The sequence below is a fragment of the Candidatus Marimicrobium litorale genome, assembly GCF_026262645.1.
Taxonomy (GTDB): domain Bacteria; phylum Pseudomonadota; class Gammaproteobacteria; order Pseudomonadales; family Halieaceae; genus Marimicrobium; species Marimicrobium litorale.
Map to the genome: position 1 here is coordinate 984,207 of NZ_SHNO01000001.1, position 21,158 is coordinate 1,005,364.

Annotated in this window: 20 protein-coding genes; 3 read left to right on the forward strand and 17 right to left on the reverse strand. The window is 53.5% G+C overall.

All coding sequences use genetic code 11. The annotated features are described in order from the left end of the window. Positions 1–71: 71 nt before the first annotated feature. Positions 72–632, forward strand: coding sequence for an NnrU family protein (locus EYC82_RS04505; protein WP_279248348.1), 561 nt, complete (start codon positions 72–74; stop codon positions 630–632). A gap of 19 nt (positions 633–651) precedes the next feature. Here EYC82_RS04505 and EYC82_RS04510 read toward each other — a convergent pair whose 3' ends face one another. The 8 genes from EYC82_RS04510 to EYC82_RS04545 all read right to left on the reverse strand — a co-directional run bounded on the left by EYC82_RS04510 (position 652) and on the right by EYC82_RS04545 (position 9,098). Beyond that, positions 652–1,617, reverse strand: coding sequence for a transglutaminase-like domain-containing protein (locus EYC82_RS04510; RefSeq protein WP_279248349.1), 966 nt, complete (start codon positions 1,615–1,617; stop codon positions 652–654). 79 nt (positions 1,618–1,696) lie between these two features. Beyond that, the gene (locus EYC82_RS04515) at positions 1,697–2,545 is read right to left on the reverse strand and encodes an SDR family oxidoreductase (RefSeq protein ID WP_279248350.1); all 849 of its coding nucleotides are present in this window, start codon (positions 2,543–2,545) and stop codon (positions 1,697–1,699) included. A gap of 136 nt (positions 2,546–2,681) precedes the next feature. Further along, complete coding sequence (locus EYC82_RS04520; RefSeq protein WP_279248351.1) at positions 2,682–4,049, reverse strand: MATE family efflux transporter; 1,368 nt, start codon at positions 4,047–4,049, stop codon at positions 2,682–2,684. Positions 4,050–4,230: 181 nt separating this feature from the next. After that, positions 4,231–5,250: a glycosyltransferase family 2 protein gene (locus EYC82_RS04525; RefSeq protein ID WP_279248352.1), complete on the reverse strand. Its 1,020-nt coding sequence runs from the start codon at positions 5,248–5,250 to the stop codon at positions 4,231–4,233. Positions 5,251–5,311: 61 nt separating this feature from the next. Next, positions 5,312–6,511 (reverse strand): glycosyltransferase family 4 protein, encoded by a 1,200-nt coding sequence (locus tag EYC82_RS04530; RefSeq protein WP_279248353.1) that lies wholly within the window; start codon positions 6,509–6,511, stop codon positions 5,312–5,314. Between the two features lie 71 nt (positions 6,512–6,582). Beyond that, on the reverse strand, positions 6,583–8,061 hold the full coding sequence (locus EYC82_RS04535) for an FAD-dependent oxidoreductase (protein WP_279248354.1): 1,479 nt from the start codon (positions 8,059–8,061) through the stop codon (positions 6,583–6,585). A gap of 13 nt (positions 8,062–8,074) precedes the next feature. Beyond that, entirely contained in the window at positions 8,075–8,716 is a 642-nt protein-coding gene (locus tag EYC82_RS04540; RefSeq protein ID WP_279248355.1) for a hypothetical protein, read from the reverse strand. Between the two features lie 31 nt (positions 8,717–8,747). After that, complete coding sequence (locus tag EYC82_RS04545; RefSeq protein ID WP_279248356.1) at positions 8,748–9,098, reverse strand: hypothetical protein; 351 nt, start codon at positions 9,096–9,098, stop codon at positions 8,748–8,750. A gap of 293 nt (positions 9,099–9,391) precedes the next feature. On the opposite strand from EYC82_RS04545, the gene EYC82_RS04550 reads away from it, so the two are divergent. Then, positions 9,392–10,684, forward strand: a complete 1,293-nt coding sequence (locus EYC82_RS04550) for a spinster family MFS transporter (RefSeq protein ID WP_279248357.1) — start codon at positions 9,392–9,394, stop codon at positions 10,682–10,684. 9 nt (positions 10,685–10,693) lie between these two features. Here EYC82_RS04550 and trpS read toward each other — a convergent pair whose 3' ends face one another. From trpS to tsaB, 5 genes are all read right to left on the reverse strand, one after another. Then, complete coding sequence (trpS, locus tag EYC82_RS04555) at positions 10,694–11,704, reverse strand: tryptophan--tRNA ligase (protein WP_279248358.1); 1,011 nt, start codon at positions 11,702–11,704, stop codon at positions 10,694–10,696. Between the two features lie 46 nt (positions 11,705–11,750). Then, complete coding sequence (locus EYC82_RS04560; RefSeq protein WP_279248359.1) at positions 11,751–12,872, reverse strand: tRNA-queuosine alpha-mannosyltransferase domain-containing protein; 1,122 nt, start codon at positions 12,870–12,872, stop codon at positions 11,751–11,753. 7 nt (positions 12,873–12,879) lie between these two features. Further along, entirely contained in the window at positions 12,880–14,190 is a 1,311-nt protein-coding gene (locus EYC82_RS04565; protein WP_279248360.1) for a M18 family aminopeptidase, read from the reverse strand. A gap of 126 nt (positions 14,191–14,316) precedes the next feature. After that, a complete protein-coding gene (locus EYC82_RS04570; protein ID WP_279248361.1) occupies positions 14,317–15,117 on the reverse strand; it encodes an undecaprenyl-diphosphate phosphatase in 801 nt (266 codons plus the stop codon). Continuing rightward, on the reverse strand, positions 15,117–15,818 hold the full coding sequence (gene tsaB / locus EYC82_RS04575; protein WP_279248362.1) for a tRNA (adenosine(37)-N6)-threonylcarbamoyltransferase complex dimerization subunit type 1 TsaB: 702 nt from the start codon (positions 15,816–15,818) through the stop codon (positions 15,117–15,119). Before tsaB ends, EYC82_RS04570 begins: the two co-directional genes overlap by 1 nt. Positions 15,819–15,954: 136 nt before the next feature. Here tsaB and mobA point away from each other — a divergent pair, with 136 nt between their 5' ends. After that, a complete protein-coding gene (gene mobA / locus EYC82_RS04580) occupies positions 15,955–16,527 on the forward strand; it encodes a molybdenum cofactor guanylyltransferase MobA (protein ID WP_279248363.1) in 573 nt (190 codons plus the stop codon). Between the two features lie 113 nt (positions 16,528–16,640). Here mobA and EYC82_RS04585 read toward each other — a convergent pair whose 3' ends face one another. The 4 genes from EYC82_RS04585 to EYC82_RS04600 all read right to left on the reverse strand — a co-directional run bounded on the left by EYC82_RS04585 (position 16,641) and on the right by EYC82_RS04600 (position 21,155). Then, positions 16,641–17,159, reverse strand: coding sequence for a hypothetical protein (locus EYC82_RS04585; RefSeq protein ID WP_279248364.1), 519 nt, complete (start codon positions 17,157–17,159; stop codon positions 16,641–16,643). A 187-nt stretch (positions 17,160–17,346) separates the two neighbouring features. After that, positions 17,347–17,994, reverse strand: a complete 648-nt coding sequence (adk, locus tag EYC82_RS04590; protein ID WP_279248365.1) for an adenylate kinase — start codon at positions 17,992–17,994, stop codon at positions 17,347–17,349. Between the two features lie 111 nt (positions 17,995–18,105). Next, complete coding sequence (mazG, locus tag EYC82_RS04595; RefSeq protein ID WP_279248366.1) at positions 18,106–18,912, reverse strand: nucleoside triphosphate pyrophosphohydrolase; 807 nt, start codon at positions 18,910–18,912, stop codon at positions 18,106–18,108. Positions 18,913–18,926: 14 nt separating this feature from the next. Next, on the reverse strand, positions 18,927–21,155 hold the full coding sequence (locus EYC82_RS04600) for a RelA/SpoT family protein (RefSeq protein WP_279248367.1): 2,229 nt from the start codon (positions 21,153–21,155) through the stop codon (positions 18,927–18,929). Positions 21,156–21,158: the final 3 nt, after the last annotated feature.

Below are 21,158 nucleotides of genomic sequence, written 5' to 3' on the forward strand. Positions count from 1 at the left end.
AACCGGTCGAGCTTGCCACTGCCAGTCGTTGTGGTCTAATGATGCAGTGATAGTTCACAAGGAAACGAACAATGGCAATGCTGGTGCTAGGCGTTCTGCTATTCGCTTGCGTACATTTTGTCCCTTCCCTCACCCAGGGGTTCAAATCTACGGCTATAGAAAAGATCGGCGAGGATGGCTATAAGGGCATCTTCTCTTTAGTACTGCTGAGCTCCTTCGCATTGATGATTTTCGGGTGGCGCAGCACGGTGCCTACACACCTGTATATACCCCCTGCCGCCCTTCACCAGCCCGCGCTATTCGTACTCGCGCTGGCCTTCTGGCTGATGGCCGTCAGTCAGCGGGCGTCGCGCTTACGGCTGATTGTACGCCACCCTCAACTCGCCGGCGTTGCTCTGTGGGGCGCAAGCCACCTGTTACTGAATGGAGACAGCCGCGCCGTAGTCCTGTTTGGCGGCCTCGCATCCTGGGCGCTCTGTGAGATGTGCGCTATCAACCGACGTGAAGGCGGTTGGATCAAAAATGAGACGCCAACCTGGGCCAGCGAAGGGGTTAGCCTGCTAATTGCAGCGATCACCATCGCGGTTGTGGTCTACATTCACCCCTGGCTTAGCGGTGTTCCTGTAGGGTAATCGCTGGCAAAAGCGGATGTTACAGCCCTGGCAGATCGCGGTAAGAAAACCGTGTTTTGATCTTTCCCGGCCATGGCTCCCCTGCCACTTCAGCATAGGGGTAAATAAAGTAATTAAGTGGCTGCTTCCGACTCGCTTCTGACAGGACGAGATCCCTGCCCGAACTGAAATGGATGCGATCAGCAGGATTACCGCCATACAGTGCCTCTCGCATTTCCGGGTGTTTCGCTGCTTCAGACGCGTCTATAGGCAACCATCCTGTCTCAGGCAAGTAAAAATGTACCCAACAATGGTAGCCGCCGATTTGCCCCTCGGGGCGGTCGGCAGGCACCGGAAAGCCGATCTCAAACTGGGCAGGAATACCCTCGCTGCGCGCCAGTGATATAAACAGAGCGTGAAAATCCGTGCAATTCCCATAGCGCTCGTTACACGCCCAGAACGCATCTCCATTGCCCCACCCACTGCCGGTTTTTTTATAGTCAACATTGTCCACAACCCAATCGTAGATCGCTCGTGCCGTGGCTGCACTCGATTCGTTCGAACGATTAGCGTAAATTTCCTTAAGAATCGGCTGCAGGATTTCGTGATTAACCGGCACCAGCAAATCGGCCTCCAGTGCTCTCAGGCGCTGCGATTCAGCCAGCTCCCCTGCGCCATAGGCCTCCACGGCTTGGCGTGCCAGTGTCCACGATAATCTAGCCTCCAGCGGGGTGCTGTCTCCCGCGTCGCGCCGCAAATGATAGTAACGATTGCCATGTATCGCTTCCTCGCCGATGCCCCCTTGCCAGGTACTTTGCAACGACTGCGTCAGGATTTTTTGACCAATCGAATTTGAAGGAATGGGCACGTATACCTCAACCGCTTCCCCTTGCGGAAAATCACTATTGAGCACCTCATAAATAAATTCAAAATGACGCTCCTCAGCATGCGCACAAAACGCGGGAATCGCCAGGCAGCAAAGAATGGTAGTCAGAAAGTGACGCATGAATCTGAGCCTTGCATAAACAATCACGGTGTAACCGTGCTGCTCCCTATGACCCGCACCTCGCACATATCCGCCCACGCTACAGAGGATAATGAAAGTCGAGAATCTGTTCAGTATAGTCCCACAACCGCGCCGCAGCCGCTTCGTCACGGGCCCACCGGCGCGGCTTAACCGCCTTACAGTTCACAAAATACTCTCCGCTTACCTCCGTGACTTCTTCGCTGCTACATAAGTACAGCGACGTCTCAGCACCCTTCTCAGGCGTGCGAAAGAACGGCTTGAGCAACAGTGGCAGCACCTTCCCCATGAGGCCGCTGTTCTGAGTGCCAAGAGAGGTAGAAACAGCGCCGGGATGAAGGCAGTTTACCGTAATATGGTCATCGGCCAGGAGTTGAGCGAGATGACGCGTAAAGAGAATATTGGCTAGCTTGGAGCGACCGTACTCGTGAAACGTGCTGTATTTTTTTTGTGCCTGCATATCGTTGTATCCCATGTCCTTAACGAAAGCGTGGGCGCCGGATGATACGTTCACAATGCGCGCAGCCCGGCCACTCCGCAACGCCGGTAGCAGCAGACCCGTTAACAAAAAGGGAGCAAAATGATTGACCGCCAGCGTCTCCTCGTAACCTTGCGCACTCTCTTTGCGTGACGTATTCACAATACCCGCGTTATTTAACAACACGTCGAGGGTTTCGTTACGCAGCAGAAATGTCTTCGCCGCTTCGCGCACACTGGCAAGATCCGCCATGTCCATAATGATAATAGAGACTTCTCCGCCATGCTCGCGGATATCCCTTTCAAGTATCGCCGCCTTCTCCGGGCTGCGACAAAACAAGGTGAGTCGCGCACCTCGACGGGCCAGCTCGATACTCGCCGCTCGCCCAATGCCGGCAGTTGCCCCCGTTACAGCGATGTGCCTTCCCCTCATAAAAACCTCGGTCATCGATACATTGACTTTTACTCTAACGGAATCACGTTGGCAGCGAAAGCCGGCACTGCCGGGACGCTTATCGCGGACTGCTCTCGGCAAACAGAAAGCTGACCGAACGCCGGGGGATTCGAATCTACTCCTGCATTACGCTGGCCAACCGATCCGGCTGACGCCACTTGCCACCGACCAGTCTGTAAAGGTAGAGCATAGCTAGCACCAGCAACATAACAACAAATACCCACCAGGAGATTAACGGTCCATAGCCGTAGACCACGATCACGAAATACTGGGCGATCAGCATTAACCAGTGTACCGACGTGGACGTCACCATTATCCAGCGAGTGTCACCTGCGCCACGCAGTGCACCACCTGAAATGAGTATCGTGGCATCTGCCAGCATATACGTTACCAGCCCGATCATCATCTGGGTCGCAAGTATCCGAACGTCGGCGAAGTTTTCCTCACCGGTATTAAATACTTCGACCAACTCAGGCCGAAAAAGGAGAAAAAGGATGGCCAAAATTCCCGAATAACTAAACGCGATGATAAACCCGGAAGAAATAATCTGAGTGGCTCGTTGCATGTCCCCTGCTCCGACGAATCGACCTATCATGCTCATGACGCCGATATTCAGGCCGATCATCGGAATGAAAGAAAGAAAATCCCAGTTGAAGACGATGGCCATCGCGGCACCCTCAACAACGCCATAGGACTGGAACAACAATAAAAACATGTTGAACGTTGCAATGTTCATAAAAGACTCGAGCCCCGACGGCATACCCAGACGCAGGTAGCGCCGCATAATGCTCTTATCCAGCACCAGAGAGCCGTTTACCTTGAACTGCGAACGATGGTTTCTGGAGAGATAAAACAGCAAAAACACACCCGTGCTGAACAGAGTAGCCACAATCGTTCCGATGCCGGCACCCGCTATGCCCATCTCAGGCATACCCCATTTTCCAAATATCAACATCCAGGAAAGTGGAATATTAAGTGCCGCACCGAGGAGATCAGCCACCATGACCACGCGGGTTCGGCCTATCCCCGAAAAGTAACTGGCCAAACATGCTTTAATCAGCGTAAAAACACTACCTGCCATCAATATCTGAAAGTAAAGAGACTCGAGAGGTACTTGCCGGGAATCGTGTCCCATCAACTTGAAGGCGTCTCCACCGTACCAACCCATCAGCAGCAGCAGCGGTGTGCTAGCCAGTGCTATCAATACGCCTTGAGTAACCACGCGTGGACACTTGGCGTAGTCGCCCGTGCCGTAGTATTGGGCAACCAGCGCGTTTCCGTACGTAATCAGCCCCATAAAGAGAGAAAAACAGACAAACGACGCTACACCGCCGCCTAATGCAGCTGCGATGTGAGCGGAGTCTATGAAGGACATGAACAGACGATCGGTAAATATCATCGCCGCAAATGCACCCTGCGACACTACCATTGGCAGTGACAGCCTCAGCAGCTCTCGCAGCGTTTTCAGTGAAATGTTTTTCACAGTTTGCCTGTTATTCGGCGGATCGAAGCGCCTGACTTTATAGAATCAGCGCACCTTTACTGCACGCCAGTCTGGAATAGCCATATTTTCCCGATTGTGCAACAAAAAGAAAAGTACTCATAGGCGAGCACACGTGTGGGCAACCTACTGGACCTACCAGAGACAAACTCAGCTGAAATTTTTAAGAAAGTGGCTCGAGACGAAAAAGTCGGCCAATAGTTCGCTCAAGAACCACCCAGGCAAACGCCGAAGCGCTATAAAGGTAATAGACCTGGTGAAATAGTACGGCCCGCAACGCAAAAAACAGACCGCCGCGCCGATTAAAAAAGAGGGCAATTTCCCAGTTGCCAAGCAACACCAACAAAACAGGCACAAGCAAAAGGGAAAAGCTGAGATAACCGAAGAACCAACCGAGCAATGAAAGGAGCAATATTCCAGCCAGGATCGCCCTTATCTGCTCTGACATACCGACATTGAGATCATTGGGAATGCCATCACCAGCACTCATAATCAGACGGGACCAGGGAATGGCGCGCCTGAATATCTCAGTATGAATGAGATTCACGAATCGCCAGATTTTTAAATGCGTACACTGAACATCCCGCAACAGCCGAATTCTACCACCGTCATTTATGAGCCGGTGTCCGAGCTCTATGTCTTCGATGGACGGATACTTGTATCGTTCAACATTAAATCCGCCTGTGCTGAGAAATGCCTCACGCAAAATCGCGCCACAACCAGACCAAAACGTCTGAGCTTCCTCGTTTGCGCGGTGATGGTAATAATGGTGTACAAGATTCTTGTAGCGGGAGAAAAAGTTCTGTGCAGGCGGGTTACTGTCATAGGAGCCAAATACGGCGACGACACCCGGATGTTCAAAACCTTTCAGCAGAGCGCGGGCCGCATCCGGGTGCACCACCACGTCCGCGTCTACGAACCACAAAACATTTCCCTCAGCGACTTCTGCCGCCTGGTTTCTCGCACCGCCAGGCCCGAGACGCCCGCCAGAATATAATACCCTGGCACCCGCTTCTCGCGCCATAATGTCACTGCCATCCGTTGATCCGTCGTCGATTACAATCACCTCGAGGACTTCGCTGCACCGTTGCATATCGATTAGCGGTGGCAAGCTGTCGGAAAGGAAGCCGGTACCATTGAACACCGGCATAATGACGCTGATTGATAATGGCTCTTCTAACACGCTAAAACTCTCCAAACCCCATTTACTGTAACCGACTTGCACCGATCGACATAGGACCTCATCATACTGACGTCTCTGGTTTTTCTCTCTCGTGCATGGCCTCTAGGTGCTGCAACGTCAAACGCGCCACCCGTTCCCAGCTAAACTGCCCTGCCCGGCTCACCGCGGAATGTGCCAATTGCTCTCGCAGACTCGTATTTTCGACCATCTCGATAAGCGCCGCACTTATGGACTCAATATCAAATGGATCAAAGTATAAACCCGCATCTCCAACCACCTCAGGCAGCGAACCGCGATCGCTTGACAGAACGGGCGCACCACACGCCATAGCTTCGACAGCAGGCAGCCCAAACCCTTCTGAGTACGATGGCATAGCAGCGGCCAGTGCACTATTGTAGATTGCGACGAGGTCCTCGTCTGGCACATAGCCACTGAAATGAACCCTTTCCCGCAGCATTGAACTGCACCGCACCCGATCGTACAAGCTTTCATAATTAGAGAAAAATCCAGCTCCCGTGAAGTCACCCACCAGAGCGAAGTGCAGGTCCTGCACCCTGCCTTGTGAAAGGGCTCGCTCAAAACCATCCAGTAAGCCATGAAGATTCTTATGCGGTGCGAGACCGCCTACAAACACGATAAAAGGGACGTCTAGCGGCAGCTTTGCGCGCACCTTTGCATCATCTATCAGAACTTTGTCCCCTATCACATGGAACCGCGGATTCGGCGCGCAACTCGTCACATCGATGGCTTCGGGATTCACTCCGATATATTCGATAATTTCCTCTTTAGCGGCATTTGATATGGTCAAGATGCGGTCACTAGCCCAAATCGCCCCTTTGATCTTCAGAGTCCAAAGGAGACGACTGCGCCAACCGGGAAAAATCAACTCTGGATAGTGCTCAGCAATGGCATCCATCACAGTAAGCATCGTGGGGAAGCGGCGTGAGACTGGATACCACGAATAAACCGCAGGGAAGAAGAAAGCATCCAATGCATAACGAGATACTGCTCGAGACATCCGCAGCATATCGACAGGCGAACGGTTACTGTCTGCGACAGCGGCCTCTGTCGTTGGCCGCGAGGTTTTGACTTGCACGACCTCTACATTAGAGATGCTCTCTAATTCCATCAATGGCTGGTCAGTGAAGAGGTAATAATAGTGGGGGGAATCAAGCTGAAAAAGCGCTGTGAGAGTGTCACGAGTGAATCGGCCAAACCCGCGATTATTCCGCCAGCAGGTAGCGTCAATTCCGATTTTCAATCCAAAAATCCTTCTTATCGGTTAGCGGCATACCTAAATACTGGACTCCGAATACTGGCGAAAGGGAGCAATTACTTGCACTCCCCCTCAACCTGGTAGAAGTCCCTCGCCGGCTCTTTGGCACTCTTGATCTCGTGGTATTCGGGCTCAGTATTAACATCCATATAATCTACGTCCTGGCCAAGAATCTTTCGACCCAGCAACAAACCCATTTCAATAGAGTGATCCGCGTTGTTATAGCGATGGGTCCCGCCCCTGCCCACCAAGTGCAAACCCTCGAACTGGCCCAGGAATTCATGGATAACAGCAATCTTGTCCGCGTAATCCAGGTCGTAGACAGGATAGGCCTGCAATGAACGTACACACGAGAAGTCGATAACCTCGGAGGCTTTGATGAACCCGAGCTTGTCCTCAAGATCCTCCACGCAACGCTGGCCCACCTGTTCGTCAGTCATTTCCCATATATGATCGTCTTTGGTGCAAAAGCATTCCAGAACCAGTGAAGTCGTCGACTGATCAGGCACCATAGCAGGACTCCAGTTCTTGGGCTCGTGCAGGCGTCCGAACAGAATATCCTCGTCCTGCACATACAGCCAGGTATCGATCGATACGCGCTCTTTCCTCAAAATAACGTTCACCGTGATCAACGCCCGAAAGGTGAGCCCCTTCGCAGCATCAATTACCTCCTGACTACAAGAGGGGTTCTGCATAATTCTGGGCAGGACACCCAGAGGGATGGTGGATACTACCTTTGAAGCATTGACTGACTGCTCCTCGCCGTTATCTTTTTTATAAACCACCTCGAAGTCATTGGGGCCGCGGTAATTGATGCGAGTGACCGTAGACTCGAGCAGAATCTCGTTGGCCTCGCCTTGGTCGAGTATATCCTCCGCCATTCGCTGGGGTATGCGGACATAGCCGTCACGTGGGTACATGAATTCTTCAATGAGGCTCTCATTGTCAGACTTTGTTTGCAGCAACGACTCCTGAATTACGGTCCAGATCGACAAACCAGCACTGCGCTGGGACACCCAGTCGGAAGACAATTTTTCGCAGGGCAGCCCCCAGACTTTTTCACTGTAACGACGGAAAAACATGTCGTACAGCTTGCCACCAAACTGCGCTACATAGGCATCCTTCATGTTGTCGATGCTTTTATTAAATATGGAGTATTGCACGGCAGACAGGAGGTAGGTGACCCCTGCATGCATGATGGTAAAGACCCCCGCATTCTTTATAACGTTCAAAATACTTATCGGGTAGCTGTAGTAGCCGCCGTCATAGTATATGCGGCTAATCCTCTCTACCCATACGATTTCGTCACCCATTAATCTCCGAAACCAGGTGTTCAGATCCTCATTCTTGGTAAACCAGCGATGTCCTCCTAAATCGAACTTATATCCCTTGTGCACATTGGTATTGCACAAACCACCGACAAAGTCGTTTCTGTCAAGTACGGACACTTGCACGCCGCTGGCACTCAACTCGTGACCAGTGGCCAGGCCAGCAGGACCCGCGCCGAGGATTACTACATGTTCATCGTCTTTCATGTATATGAGACCATCAGTGCGGCTTATGCCGCAGTTTCACAATTTTGTTATAAATCGTTGCCAACAACACGCTAGCGATAAAAACGAGGCCAAATACCTCTGCCGCGCCTAGTAACCCGCCCAAAATGCTGACGCTGTAACCCGGAACATAATTTGCCAGTAACGCCGCGTGTACGCTCTCGCCTGCCGTGCCTCGCAATACCAACCAGGCAGTAGAACAAAATAATCCTATTGCGGCGATTGCCCCCAATGCCAGGCCCAGACTGACACCGTGCAGCCGCAGCACCGACGGCTTCAGTACCGGATTATCCGTAGGCATTGTGCTCAGCAAGCTGTCTGCAACCCGCGTGCCCAATACACGGCCATACAGTCGGTAACTCAACCAACTACAGGTACCGAAATAAACAAACGCCCAGAGCGCCCCGACCCAGGCACCGCTACTGGTTACCGAATAACCGGGGAAAAAAATCGCGAGCAAACTGAGATAATTGCTGGAGTCCACGCCCCATTTGGCAATGGATGCATGCGTCGCGATGTAAGTAATCACCGCAGCCAGAGTGCCGGCCGTCAGACCCAACATCATCGCATTGAATCGAATCGCCGCGTCAAGCAGCTTCAAGTTCACCCCTTGCAGGTCGTCATTGGCAGTTTGCATAGTCTCGTATATCCCCATTTGTGCAATGGCCTCAATCTGCCAGCTCAGCAGAACTAATCAACATCACACCCAGGGCGATGTAGTGCGTCATGTTCCAGTAAACAGCGGCCGCAAAACCGACAAGCCCACCAATAAAGAAACCATACAGCGCACCGATAAAACCGCCCTGCCAACTCACCGCGTAACCGGGAAGATAATTCGCCAGATCCTGCAAATGAGTACCCACCGGATAATTCTCCGGCACGGGCTGCAACAGCAACACTGCAGTGGCCAGGAATAGCGCTAGCGCGACAAGGATTCCAACGGCCACGGTCATTGCCGGCACGTCCATCTTGGCAAAAACAGCAGACAGGATTTCATGATCTCGTACCTGACGATTCACCACACAAAATTCTCCTACATTAAGATAAGCTACTGTAGTATAAAAGCCCGTTAATGACGACGCTTTACCGCACTATCTCGCTCTGCGACCTGACCCCATGACCCGATGGCGATGGCAAAATCACAGGCGTACGTTTTTATATGTCTTGATACACGCCAATAACAATGGCATATAAGGCGTTGAAAAAAAAGCTTTTGATTACCGCTTCTAGCCACCAAGAGAAGAAACGCGGGAATTTGTGAATTACGTCACTAAGCAGGCAGAGCTAAAAGGTCGCCGGAAACAGGGCTAAAATGAAGCAAGAACTGAGCAACCCCTACCAGTCCGCGGCAACGCGTCGCTACGCCCTAGTGCTACTGACCGTGGTCTACGCATTTAATTTTATCGACCGCCAACTACTGGCGATATTGCAGGAATCGATCAAGGCGGACCTCGGCCTTTCAGACGGTCAACTGGGACTGCTGGCGGGCTTTGCCTTTGCCATTTTTTATGTCACCGCCGGCATTCCCATCGCGCGTTGGGCAGACCGCTCCAACCGTCGTAATATCGTCGCTGGCGCGGTATTTCTGTGGAGCTTTATGACAGCTGTCAGCGGCTTTGCCCAGAATTATGTGCAACTACTGTTAGCCCGTATCGGTGTTGGTGTGGGCGAAGCGGGGGGCAGTCCACCGTCCCATTCAATAATTTCCGATATTTTCCCGCCTGAGAAACGTGCAAGCGCCATGGGGTTTTACTCCACCGGGGTAAACATTGGCATTCTCTTTGGCTTTTTGCTCGGTGGCTGGCTGAACGAATTTTTTGGCTGGCGCGTCGCTTTTATCGTGGTGGGCATACCGGGGATTTTTATAGCACTACTGGTGCGCGCAACACTGGCAGAGCCGATGCGAGGGCTTAGCGAGAACAAGCACACCGCACCGGCGGAGCCGTCACCGAGCCTCGGACAAACATTGAACATTCTTTGGAGTAGGCGGTCATTCCGGCATATGTCATTCGCCGCAGCGCTGAATGCATTTTGTGGCTACAGCACCGCTAGCTGGACCGCCTCTTTCATGATTCGCTCCCACAGTATGTCCACCGGAGAATTGGGCACATGGCTTGCTATGATCTCAGGCGTGGGCGGCGCTATTGGCGTCATCGCTGGCGGAATACTGGCAGATAAATTGGCCCTGCGGGACAAACGCTGGTACGTCTGGGTGCCCGCCGTTGCAGGTGTTATATCGGTGCCGTTCATGGCGGCAGTCTACATTGCTGACACGGCCTACATGGCATTAATCCTGTCCATCATCCCAGGCCTATTGCACAACGTGTACCTCGGCAGCACCATTGCCACAACCCACGGTCTCGTTGGCCTGCGCATGCGCGCCTTAGCATCGGCGATACTGTTCCTGATCCTGAATATTATCGGACTGGGACTCGGGCCCCTGTTGGTCGGTATGCTCAGTGATTTATTGCAGGCCAGCGAGGGAGCGCACTCACTGCGACAAGCCATGCTCTATTTATTGCCGCCGATTATGGTCTGGTCAACAGTCCACTTCTTGCTGGCTGCCCGGTCTCTCCGTGCAGACCTTGAGCGAGCGCCAGCCTAAGGCTTTGCTCTAGCCGACGATTGAGCCTATGCCGACGGCAGCTCGCACTTTCTCCATCAGCGGAACGCTGTAGTCTCTAGCGCGCTGCGCGCCCGCTTGAAGAACCCTCTCAATATGTTCAGGGTCATTCAGCAGCTCCCGATAGCGCACGCGTGCGTCAGCCAGCTCATTGTTAACCAGCTCAAACAACTGCTTCTTCGCCTCGCCCCAGGCGATACCGTTAGCAAACTCATCACGCATTCGCTCCGTTTCCGATTCAGACGCAAAGGCTGCCCACACCTGAAATACAGTCGACTCGTCAGGGTCCTTGGGTTCACCGGGCTCAAGTAGATTGGTTTTAATCTTGTTGATCGCCTTACGCAGAGGCTTTTCTTCTAAAAACAAAGGAATTGTATTGTTGTAGCTCTTGCTCATCTTGCGGCCATCCAGACCCTGCAAAACAGCAACACTGTCATCAACAACGGCCTCGGGCAGCGTGAACAAGTCCTCGAAATTGTGGTTGAAGCGCTGCGCAATATCACGGGCCATTTCGACATGTTGGATCTGGTCTCGCCCTACTGGAATTTTGCCGCCGTTAAACATCAGGATGTCGGCCGCCATCAGCACTGGGTAACTAAAAAGACCCACAGTGACGGCATGATCAGGGTCTTCACCCGCCTCCTCATTGGCGCTCACCGCCGCCTTGTAAGCATGCGCGCGATTCATCAAGCCCTTGGCCGCGTTACAGCACAAAATCCAGGTGAGTTCAGGTATCTGAGGTATATCGGACTGCCGGTAAAACACGGCCTTTTGTGTATCTAGCCCGAGCGCCATCCATGTCGCGGCAATTTCTTTGCTCGATTGACGAATCAAAGCAGGATCCTGGCATTTGATCAGTGCGTGGTAATCAGCAAGGAAAAAAAATGACTCGGCGCCTGCGGTGTTTGCCGCCTCAATCGAAGGCCGAATAGCGCCCACGTAGTTCCCCAGATGAGGCGTGCCTGTAGTTGTGATTCCAGTGAGTACACGTTCCGTCGACATTTTTTCCACACGCCCGCAAAAGGCGCAATCATACTGGGATTAATCGCTACTGACCATCCCGACACCAGGCTACGCCGGACAATTCGCGAGTGTAGTTGTCCAGCAAGGACTGTCGAGTAAACGCAGAGACATCAGGAGCACTGAAATCTCCACTGGCCAGGGTCATTATGAGGTCGGCAGCCCCCGCCGCTTCCTGAACCGGATGATCGGGCAGCGATGGGTAGCACCAGTGTTCACCATAAATCTCCGGATAAACCAGACGCCCGGGCACCACAGGCCGGCAGCCGAGCGCGACGGCGCCCATTAGCGCCAAGCCCTGAAACTCGTGCACCGCGGTAGACAGCACGATGTCTGCAGCAGCTTGTATGCCTCGGTATTGTGATTCATCGGCGAGGAAACCGAAATGCACCAGGCGATGTGTGAAGCGGGTTCGTATTTGCTCGAACTCAGGGGGTGATTGCCGAAACTGCTGTCCGGTCACGGCGAGTTCGTAATGAAGTCCTGCGGCCTCAAGGTGCTCAAGCGTGTGCAGTAACCCCACTCCGCCCTTGTCGTGCTCGAAGCGCCCCACCCAAAGCAGCCGCAGCGGTTTGTCACGTCCACCCGGTGCGGTTGACGGCCAGTAGTCGACGGGCCGAGGCATCAGTCCGTTATCGAAAGGGACGGGTAATAATGCCGATTTCGCACGCAGGCTGGCCTCAATGCCAGGGGGGACCATATCAGGCATTTTGCGCAATAGCTCATCAGTACCGGCCATAAAGGTATCTCGGTTGAACTTTGAATTGAACAACAAGCGGTCCGCAGCCATCGCCGTGTAAATACTGGTTATCTGCGCTTCGAGAGGGCTATAACGCTGCCTACCCGGCGGATAGGCGAACTGATTCTCATGAAAGTAAACCACTGTTGGTACGGCCGTCAGTGCCGGCACCAGCCCACGCAGTGTTGCCAGATCGACCATTGAGGTCGCGAGGAGGAGTTCGCGGGGCGAGTCGAGTACTGCCCGCTCGTTAACAGACCAGGTCATGGCGTTACCGCGAATGCGCCAACTGAAATAGCGCGGCGGGAGATTCAATTCACACCAATCCCAATCGGGCAACATCGAGAGTACTGCCGTCTGCCAATGGCGATGACTGCGGGCAGCGTAAGCCGAAAGCAGGAGTGCCTTCACCGCAAGCTCATGCTGCGCTCAAGGGCCCCGCATAATTATAAAAGCCACGCAGAATTCGACACAGGCCCCATGCATCCTCCGCCCCGGCAAGTTCCCGAACAGAATGCATGCCGAGGGTGGGCACACCGACGTCCAGTGTCTTGACCCCCGTCATGGCTGCGGTCAGGGGACCTATCGTGCTGCCGCAGCGCATGTCATTGCGCACTACGAACGACTGCACAGGCACGCTTTCGCGAGCGGCGAGCATTCGAAACAGTCCGCTGGTTTCACTATTGGTGGCGTAGCGCTGGCTCGCATTCACCTTAATAACCGGCCCTTCGTTCATTCTTGGCCCATGATTACCGTCGTGACGATTGGCAAAGTTGGGATGCACCGCGTGCGCATTATCCGTCGACACCATGAAAGAGTGCTCAACGAGCGCGGCATGCGCCTCTGTACCCCCAGCCAGCCGTTGCAGGCAAGAGGCCAGCAGCGGGCCACTGGCCCCGGAGGCCGAAACACTGCCCACTTCCTCATGATCGTTACAGACCAGCAGCGTGGTTTGGGATCCATCGCTTTGCAGCAAGGCCTCTACACCGGTGAAGCAACTGAGCAGGTTATCGAGTCTCGCGGAGGCGATAAACTGCTTGCGCAGGCCTATAACGGCAGGCAGCTGTGTATCGTAGAACGACAACTCGAAGTCCAGAATCTGCTCTATCTCTGCGCCGGAGTGTTCTTTTCTGATTTGCATGGCCAGCATGTCTCGCAGTGACATGCCCTCACTGGCGGTCTGGCACAGTACTGGGACAATAGCGGTCTGCGCATTCACCTCACGTTTTCTGTTGGCATCGCTATCCAGATGTATTGCAAGACTCGGAATGGTTGCTATCGCATCGCGAAAATCGACCAAGGCGGCCCGCAATGTACCCCGCGGGCACAGGTAGCTGACCCGACCAGCCAACGACAGGTCGCGGTCAAACCAGGGGTTTAACAACGCGCCACCGTAAACCTGCACACCCAGTTGAAACAGTCCCTCTGATTCAATCTCTGGAGACGGCTTCACCATAAGGCAGGGACTGTCAGTGTGGGCGCCCACCATGCGCACGCCCCGCTCGGGCCCCACTTCCCGCCCATAGCGAAATGCCACGATCGAACCATGATTATGGACCAGAAAGTAACCTCCGCCCGGCTCCAGCGCCCACGGCTTGTCCTGAGCCAGCTGAATAAATCCAGCCTGTTGCAAACGCGATACCGTAAGCCCCACCGCGTGATAGGGTGTGGTTGCTCGAGAGAGAAACATGCATAACGCTTGATTAAATTCGTCCTGTGTATCAATCATCTTATGATTAACCTCCTCGTAGAGGATTAAAATGTCCACCCCGCACTAGTCGTCCACCAATGACGGGCTACGGCAGAACGCTCGGCACCCCGCGGGCACATTGTACAGTCATGATCGCAGGCCCGGTTAAATGAGCCACAGGGCGTAGAGCACCGCCGCAAGCCCCACCCGGTAATACACAAAAGGCATCAGCCCCACGCGGTCCAGCAGGCGCAGGAAGACCGCTATGCAGAGGTACGCAGTAAACCCCGAAACAACGGTACCGAGCCCGAGCGCAGCCCAATCAACCGGGGTGGTGCTGCCCAGCAAATCGAGTAACTGCAAAAGCCCGGCCCCACCTATGACCGGTATAGAGACTAAAAAAGAAAACCGCGCACTACTCTGCCGATCGAGACCGAGACACATTGCTGCAGTCATCGTAATACCTGACCGCGAGACACCAGGGATTACCGCAAGGGCCTGCGCCAGGCCGATGAGCAATACTACCCCCAAGCTCAATGAACGGCCTTGACCCGGGTCTGCGGAAACCCGGTCGGCAACCGCCAATAGCACGCCAAATGCAAGGGTGGTTGTCGCTATAACGGGAATAGCACGCAGGTTGGCCTCTATAAAGTCAGACCCTATAACACCTACCAGACCTACGGGAACAGAGGCTGCCAGCAGGTACCAAACCAGACGACTGTCCTCACTGCCGGCGCCACCGCTAATGGATTGCAACCAGCATCCCGCCATACGCAACAGGTCAGCGCGGTAATAAAATAAAACAGCGGCAAGCGTCCCGACATGCACTGCCACATCAAACGCCAAGCCCTGATCGGCCCATCCAAGCATCAAAGAGGGCAAAAGCAGATGGGCAGAACTTGAAATGGGCAGAAACTCGGTGAGCCCCTGCAGAATTGCGAGGAAAATGACCTGAAGCGTCTCCATCAATGCGACCTACCCTGCTCGTCCAGTTTTTTCCAGTTGATTTCGTCCCTGACATACATAGGCTGCGCGGCACCCGGCGCCTGCACCGCGCCTCGATCAAACGCCTCCTGCGCAATCGGTATCATGTTCCGTGCACTGGGTAACAACCCGGGACTACAGTAATCGATATTGGCACTCAACGCTGCCTTCTCGAGCAAGGTGCAGCCATTACCAACCGCGCGTAAGCTATCGTAGCGATCAAATTCAAGATCGGAGGGTCGGCAGGCCAGAGGGCCTTCAATGAGCCTCGGCAATTCGCCATCAAGCTGGTATATCGCGCTATAGACTTCTTGAATGCGCGCATCCACGACCGCGAGAACCGTGTCACCCGGTGAAACATCTCCTGCATGAAGCGCTGATTGCACCAGCGTTGCCAAGGTAGGAACCGCCACAACAGGCAATGAAGAACTGAACGCCAAACCCTGAGCCGCGCCCGCCGCAATCCTGAGCCCCGTAAACGATCCAGGCCCCACCCCATAAGCAATACAGTCCACGCCTTGCTCTCGTAAATTCCCTGGGGTTAACAGCTCGCGCAGCTGCTGAAAAAGCAAATTGTTGTGCCTTCTTGGCGCTATCTCATGCCGCTCGCTTATTTCACCGCCCCGTAACAGGGCAACTGAACATGCGTCTGTCGCCGTTTCGATGGCTAGAATTCCAGTCATATCGCTCCGACTCCCCTCAATGCTTCCTATACCCACATGGCGCATGAACTGTTACCGTTACAATCCGAATTATCCCATAGCTCGTAGCTGGCAAGAACTGTTACCGGGCCAAAAAGACATCTTGTATTAATATCCGATGAATTCGCACACCAGTATTACGGGGCTCGTCCTCGCAGGAGGACAAGGGCGACGGGTTGGCCATCGAGACAAGGGATTGATCGAATGGCAGGGACAAGCGCTTATCGCCCACGTCTGCGAACGGTTTCGACCACAGGTCGATGAACTCATCATCAGCTGCAATCGCAATCACGACCATTACCGCCATTACGCCGACCAACTAATCTCCGATACGCAGAACAACTCTCGCGGTCCACTTGCGGGGCTTGAAGCCGCCATTCCAGTTGTGCACTCTCCACTTCTCGCGATTGTCCCCTGCGATATACCTATGCTGGATCAAAATCTGGTAAAACGTTTGAAAACAGCCCTGCTGCAACCAGCCGACGACCCGGTCGATGTCAGCTACGCCCATGATGGAGAACGCGATCAATATCTGTGCGTGCTGATGCGTCGCGAGTGCCTGCACAGCGTAAAAGAATACCTGAGAGACGGTGGGCGCTCGGTACGCGACTGGTACACACAGCAGCGCACTGCGGCTGTCGACTTTTCCAACTGCACCGCGTCGTTTCATAATATCAATACGTTGAACTGAGTCAGAAACGACTTCACGCCCACTCCGCGGGCACTTTCACACCAAACAAGCCCTTAAAAACGCGAAAACCCGCTGAGATTGCTCTCAGCGGGTTAGTTTTCAGCCCCAGCGCACTACCTTCTACGTGCTGCTTTACGCTTAGCTTTTGCTTTAGGCTTTTTCTTGGCCTTGGGCTTAGCTTTTGCTTTGGGCTTTTTCTTGGCCTTGGGCTTGGCTTTTGCTTTAGGCTTTTTCTTGGCCTTGGGCTTGGCTTTTGCTTTAGGCTTTTTCTTGGCCTTGGGCTTGGCTTTTGCTTTAGGCTTTTTCTTGGCCTTGGGCTTGGCTTTTGCTTTGGGCTTTTTCTTGGCCTTGGGCTTAGCTTTTGCTTTAGGCTTTTTCTTGGCCTTGGGCTTAGCTTTTGCTTTAGGCTTTTTCTTGGCCTTGGGCTTGGCTTTTGCTTTGGGCTTTTTCTTGGCCTTGGGCTTGGCTTTTGCTTTAGGCTTTTTCTTGGCCTTGGGCTTGGCTTTTGCTTTAGGCTTTTTCTTGGCCTTGGGCTTAGCTTTTGCTTTAGGCTTTTTCTTGGCCTTCGGCTTGGCTCTCGCCTTCGGTTTGGCTTTCGCCTTTCTAACAGCTTTCTTCTTAGCAGTTGCCATTACGCATCTCTCCAGACAGTTAATGGGGGTCACGCCTGATCAAAAGTAGCAACAATGCAATAGACTTACAATAGGCTAAAGTGTAGAAAATTCGCATGCTCGATTTCCACAATTCCAAATTATTTGTCTGCAAAAACCAAGATTGACCCGATGAAACTTTTTTACACTGCAGTAAAAGTGACGCTGACTATTTTTGCAACGAAGAAAATACTGCGTCACGAATTGAATCAACACTACCAACGCCATCAATGCGATGATAAGAAGGCGCCTCATCAGACTGCATATTCTGGTAGAAATCCACAAGCGGGCTAGTCTGATCGTGATACACCTGCAGACGCTTGCGCACCGTTTCCGCGCTGTCATCATCCCTTTGGACCAAGGGCTCACCGGTTACATCGTCCACACCTTCTTTTTCCGGCGGATTAAAGCTTACGTGGTAAACCCGGCCTGAGCCCGGATGCACTCTGCGGCCACTGAGGCGACTAACGATTTCTTCATCCAAAACGGCAATCTCAACAACATGGTCAATAGAAACTCCAGCATTTACCATTGCTTCCGCCTGGGGGATCGTCCTGGGGAAACCATCGAAAAGAAACCCGTTCGCACAATCAGCCTGCGTAATACGATCTTTAACCAACCCGATAATGACCTCGTCAGGCACGAGACCCCCCGCATCCATCACCTTTTTTGCCTTCAACCCCAACTCAGTCTCGGCTTTGACTGCCGCACGCAGCATATCTCCGGTGGATATCTGCGGGATATCGTATTTCTCACAGATATAATGGGCTTGCGTTCCTTTACCGGCGCCAGGGGCGCCCAACAGGATTACTCGCATTAACTATCCCCTATCGCTAGTACGTTAAAAGGTTGATTGCGACTGAACCAGCAGCGCGGCATGGAAAGAGCGCTAACATACACAGCGCGCCCGTTAGTGACAAGTCTCTGGTCAGGAGCCCTTGGCTAGCTCCCACAGTTCGTCCAGCTGATCATCATTCATGTCAATAATCTCACGGCCACCCTGCTTCGCGGCAGCCTCCATCCGGCGAAAACGCTTCTCAAACTTGCTGGTTGAACGACGCAGCATCGATTCTGCGTCCAGGCCCAGGTGTCGGGAAACATTGACACAGCTGTACAGGACATCGCCCATTTCGTCAGCGATTTCTGCCGCGACGCCTGCGTCAATCGCGCTGCGCAGCTCTTCAATTTCATCTTCGAGCCTGATAATGACATCGGCCACATCATTCCAATCAAAGTTAACCCCGGCCGCACGTTTCTGGACTTTCTGGGCGCGCGGCAATGCGGGTAACGCATGGGGTATATCGGCCAGAATGCCCTCTTCCTGCCGCGCCCTGCGCTCCATCTGTTTAATCTCTTCCCAGCTCGACTTCACGTCCGCTACTGAACTGCGCTCGCTCACCACCCCCTCTATTTCTGCATCGGCGAATACGTGGGGATGCCTGCGAAGCAACTTCTCGACCAAGTTATTGACCACCCCCGCAAAGGAAAATAATGCACGTTCTTCTCCCAGTTGGGCGTAGAAAACAACCTGGAAGAGCACATCTCCCAGTTCCTCCGCCACATGAGGGTAATCGCTGCTTTCGATTGCCTCCACAAGCTCGTAACATTCCTCAAGCGTAGACGACACTATGCTATGAAAATCTTGACCTATGTCCCAGGGACAACCGGTTTGCGGATCACGCAAACGCTGCATCACTCTCAGCAGGTCAGCAATGGTATATTCATACTCCTGCATAGGGTGTTGTGACCTCAACCCGACTGCCGGGCCACAGAGATGACGTTTTTCAGACGCCCAATGCGTTCCAAAAGCTTTGATAGGGACGCCAGTTCCGGCAATTCTACGCACAGACGCATGGATGCCGTGGCGGTCGCACGATGAGTTTGCGTGTTAATACTGATGACATTGATGCGCGCATTAGCACATAGTGCAGTGATATCGCGCAATAATCCCTGTCGATCATGGGCGGTGATACCAATATCAACCTCATAGTGCTCACTGGCCTCATCGCCCCACTCCAATTCAATCAGCCGGCCGAGAGCCCCTTTCCGCATCCGCACAACTCTTGCGCAATCGGTAAGATGCACACTCACACCCTTGCCCTGAGTGATATAACCAACAATGGCATCCCCCGGCAGGGGTTTACAGCATCCGGCCATGTGCATGCGCAGATTGCCAGCCCCGGCCATATGAACACCGTCACGATTTTGGCCCGCTGCGGTTACCGTCATCCGCAGTTGCGTTTCAGGTGCCCGCTCGACCAGTTCCTGAGCTGCATTCAATACCGCTGACGAGGACATGTCGCTGCAACCGACCGCCGCGAACATGTCCTCGACCGTATTACACTGTACTTTTCGCGCTATACGTTGATAATCGAGGCTTGTCAGGGCCAGTCGCTTGAACTCGCGCTCCAGCAGGTGTCGACCTGTTGTTATATTGTCTTCCCTGGCCCGACTCTTGAACCAGTCCTGCGCCTTCGCCCGCGCTCGAGAGGTCTTCAGATACCCCAACTCTGCTTGCAGCCAATCGCGTCGCGGGACCGCCTCGTCACCCGTCAGAATCTCTACGCGCTCCCCGGTGTTTAACTCGTAGGTCAGCGGCACAAGAGCGCCATTCACCTTGGCGCCACGACAGCGGTGACCTATTTCTGTATGCACGTGATAGGCAAAGTCCAGTGGCGTGGCGCCGCATGCCAAATTAACCACATCCCCATTGGGGGTGAAGGCGTAAACGCGATCCTGCGCCATGTTGAAGCTGAATTGTTCAGCGACGGACTCGGAATCACCCGTTTCCTCATGCCAGTCCAGCACTTGACGCAACCAGGCAATTTTCTCCTCATAGGTGCTAGCCAGGCCATTTTCGCCATCTGAGCCTTTGTACCGCCAGTGTGCGCAAACGCCCAATTCAGCCTCCTCGTCCATTTTTTCGGTGCGTATCTGTATCTCGAGAGTCTTGCCTGCGGGACCAATCACCGCGGTATGAAGAGAGCGATAGCCGTTTTCCTTCGGATGGGCGACGTAGTCATCGAATTCATTAGGTATATTGCGCCACAGTCCATGGACCAAGCCCAGTGTGGCGTAGCAATCCTGAACTTCAGGAACAAGAATACGAACAGCGCGTATATCAAATACCTGAGAGAAACCAATCCCCTTGCGCTGCATCTTTCGCCAAATGCTGTAAATATGCTTGGCTCGCCCGATAATCTCGAACTCTAAACCCGCCTGCTCCAGAATTCGGGTTAACTCTTCTTTGACCGTCGCAATAAACTGATCTCGCTCCAGGCGCTTGCCATCCAGCAACCCGGCAATCTTGCGATAGGATTCGGGATGTATGTAGCGGAAGGAAAGATCCTCCAGCTCCCACTTCAAGTGGCCGATGCCCAGCCGGTGAGCGAGGGGCGCATAGACATCAAATACCTCTCTCCCCACCTGGCGACGGCGCTGCTCATCCTCTTTTACGGAGCGAATGGCACAGGTACGCTCGGCCAGTTTTATCAGCGCCACTCTTACGTCATCGACCATGGCGACTAGCATCTTGCGGACGTTGTCTTTTTGACCATGGGCCTGGCCCAATACAGGGTTATCTGTTTGTAAACGCAGATCGCCGACTGCAGCCATACGCAGCACGCCATCAATGAGGCCGGCAACACCGCCGCCGAATTGACTGCGAACATCCTCCTCGGACAGCCGCTGCTCACGTACCGGACGGTAAAGAATACCTGCCAGCAGACACTCCACTCCCACATGCAGATCCGCCAGTATGGTGGCTATATCCAAACCCGCGACCAAACAATTAGGCTCTCCAGACCAATCTCCTGAATCCACCGGCGCCACTTTTTCCACTCTCTGCAGTAGCTGACACGCTGTCAGCAATTGCCTCTGCTCATCGGGTTCCATGGTGGTGGGTAGGTGATTTATCCAGGCACTGAAATCAATATCACCGTGATCATCGACAAGGGTCTGCTGGCGGACATGGACCATAGT

What these genes read in the sequence shown, in the direction of transcription:
- adk (WP_279248365.1), bottom strand. Translation starts at nt 17,994, where the DNA reads ATGCGAGTAATCCTGTTGGGCGCCCCTGGCGCCGGTAAAGGAACGCAA.
- EYC82_RS04535 (WP_279248354.1), bottom strand. Translation starts at nt 8,061, where the DNA reads ATGAAAGACGATGAACATGTAGTAATCCTCGGCGCGGGTCCTGCTGGC.
- EYC82_RS04585 (WP_279248364.1), bottom strand. Translation starts at nt 17,159, where the DNA reads ATGGCAACTGCTAAGAAGAAAGCTGTTAGAAAGGCGAAAGCCAAACCG.
- EYC82_RS04515 (WP_279248350.1), bottom strand. Translation starts at nt 2,545, where the DNA reads ATGAGGGGAAGGCACATCGCTGTAACGGGGGCAACTGCCGGCATTGGG.
- EYC82_RS04550 (WP_279248357.1), top strand. Translation starts at nt 9,392, where the DNA reads ATGAAGCAAGAACTGAGCAACCCCTACCAGTCCGCGGCAACGCGTCGC.
- EYC82_RS04570 (WP_279248361.1), bottom strand. Translation starts at nt 15,117, where the DNA reads ATGGAGACGCTTCAGGTCATTTTCCTCGCAATTCTGCAGGGGCTCACC.
- tsaB (WP_279248362.1), bottom strand. Translation starts at nt 15,818, where the DNA reads ATGACTGGAATTCTAGCCATCGAAACGGCGACAGACGCATGTTCAGTT.
- EYC82_RS04565 (WP_279248360.1), bottom strand. Translation starts at nt 14,190, where the DNA reads ATGATTGATACACAGGACGAATTTAATCAAGCGTTATGCATGTTTCTC.
- EYC82_RS04600 (WP_279248367.1), bottom strand. Translation starts at nt 21,155, where the DNA reads ATGGTCCATGTCCGCCAGCAGACCCTTGTCGATGATCACGGTGATATT.
- mobA (WP_279248363.1), top strand. Translation starts at nt 15,955, where the DNA reads ATGAATTCGCACACCAGTATTACGGGGCTCGTCCTCGCAGGAGGACAA.
- mazG (WP_279248366.1), bottom strand. Translation starts at nt 18,912, where the DNA reads ATGCAGGAGTATGAATATACCATTGCTGACCTGCTGAGAGTGATGCAG.
- EYC82_RS04540 (WP_279248355.1), bottom strand. Translation starts at nt 8,716, where the DNA reads ATGCAAACTGCCAATGACGACCTGCAAGGGGTGAACTTGAAGCTGCTT.
- EYC82_RS04510 (WP_279248349.1), bottom strand. Translation starts at nt 1,617, where the DNA reads ATGCGTCACTTTCTGACTACCATTCTTTGCTGCCTGGCGATTCCCGCG.
- trpS (WP_279248358.1), bottom strand. Translation starts at nt 11,704, where the DNA reads ATGTCGACGGAACGTGTACTCACTGGAATCACAACTACAGGCACGCCT.
- EYC82_RS04505 (WP_279248348.1), top strand. Translation starts at nt 72, where the DNA reads ATGGCAATGCTGGTGCTAGGCGTTCTGCTATTCGCTTGCGTACATTTT.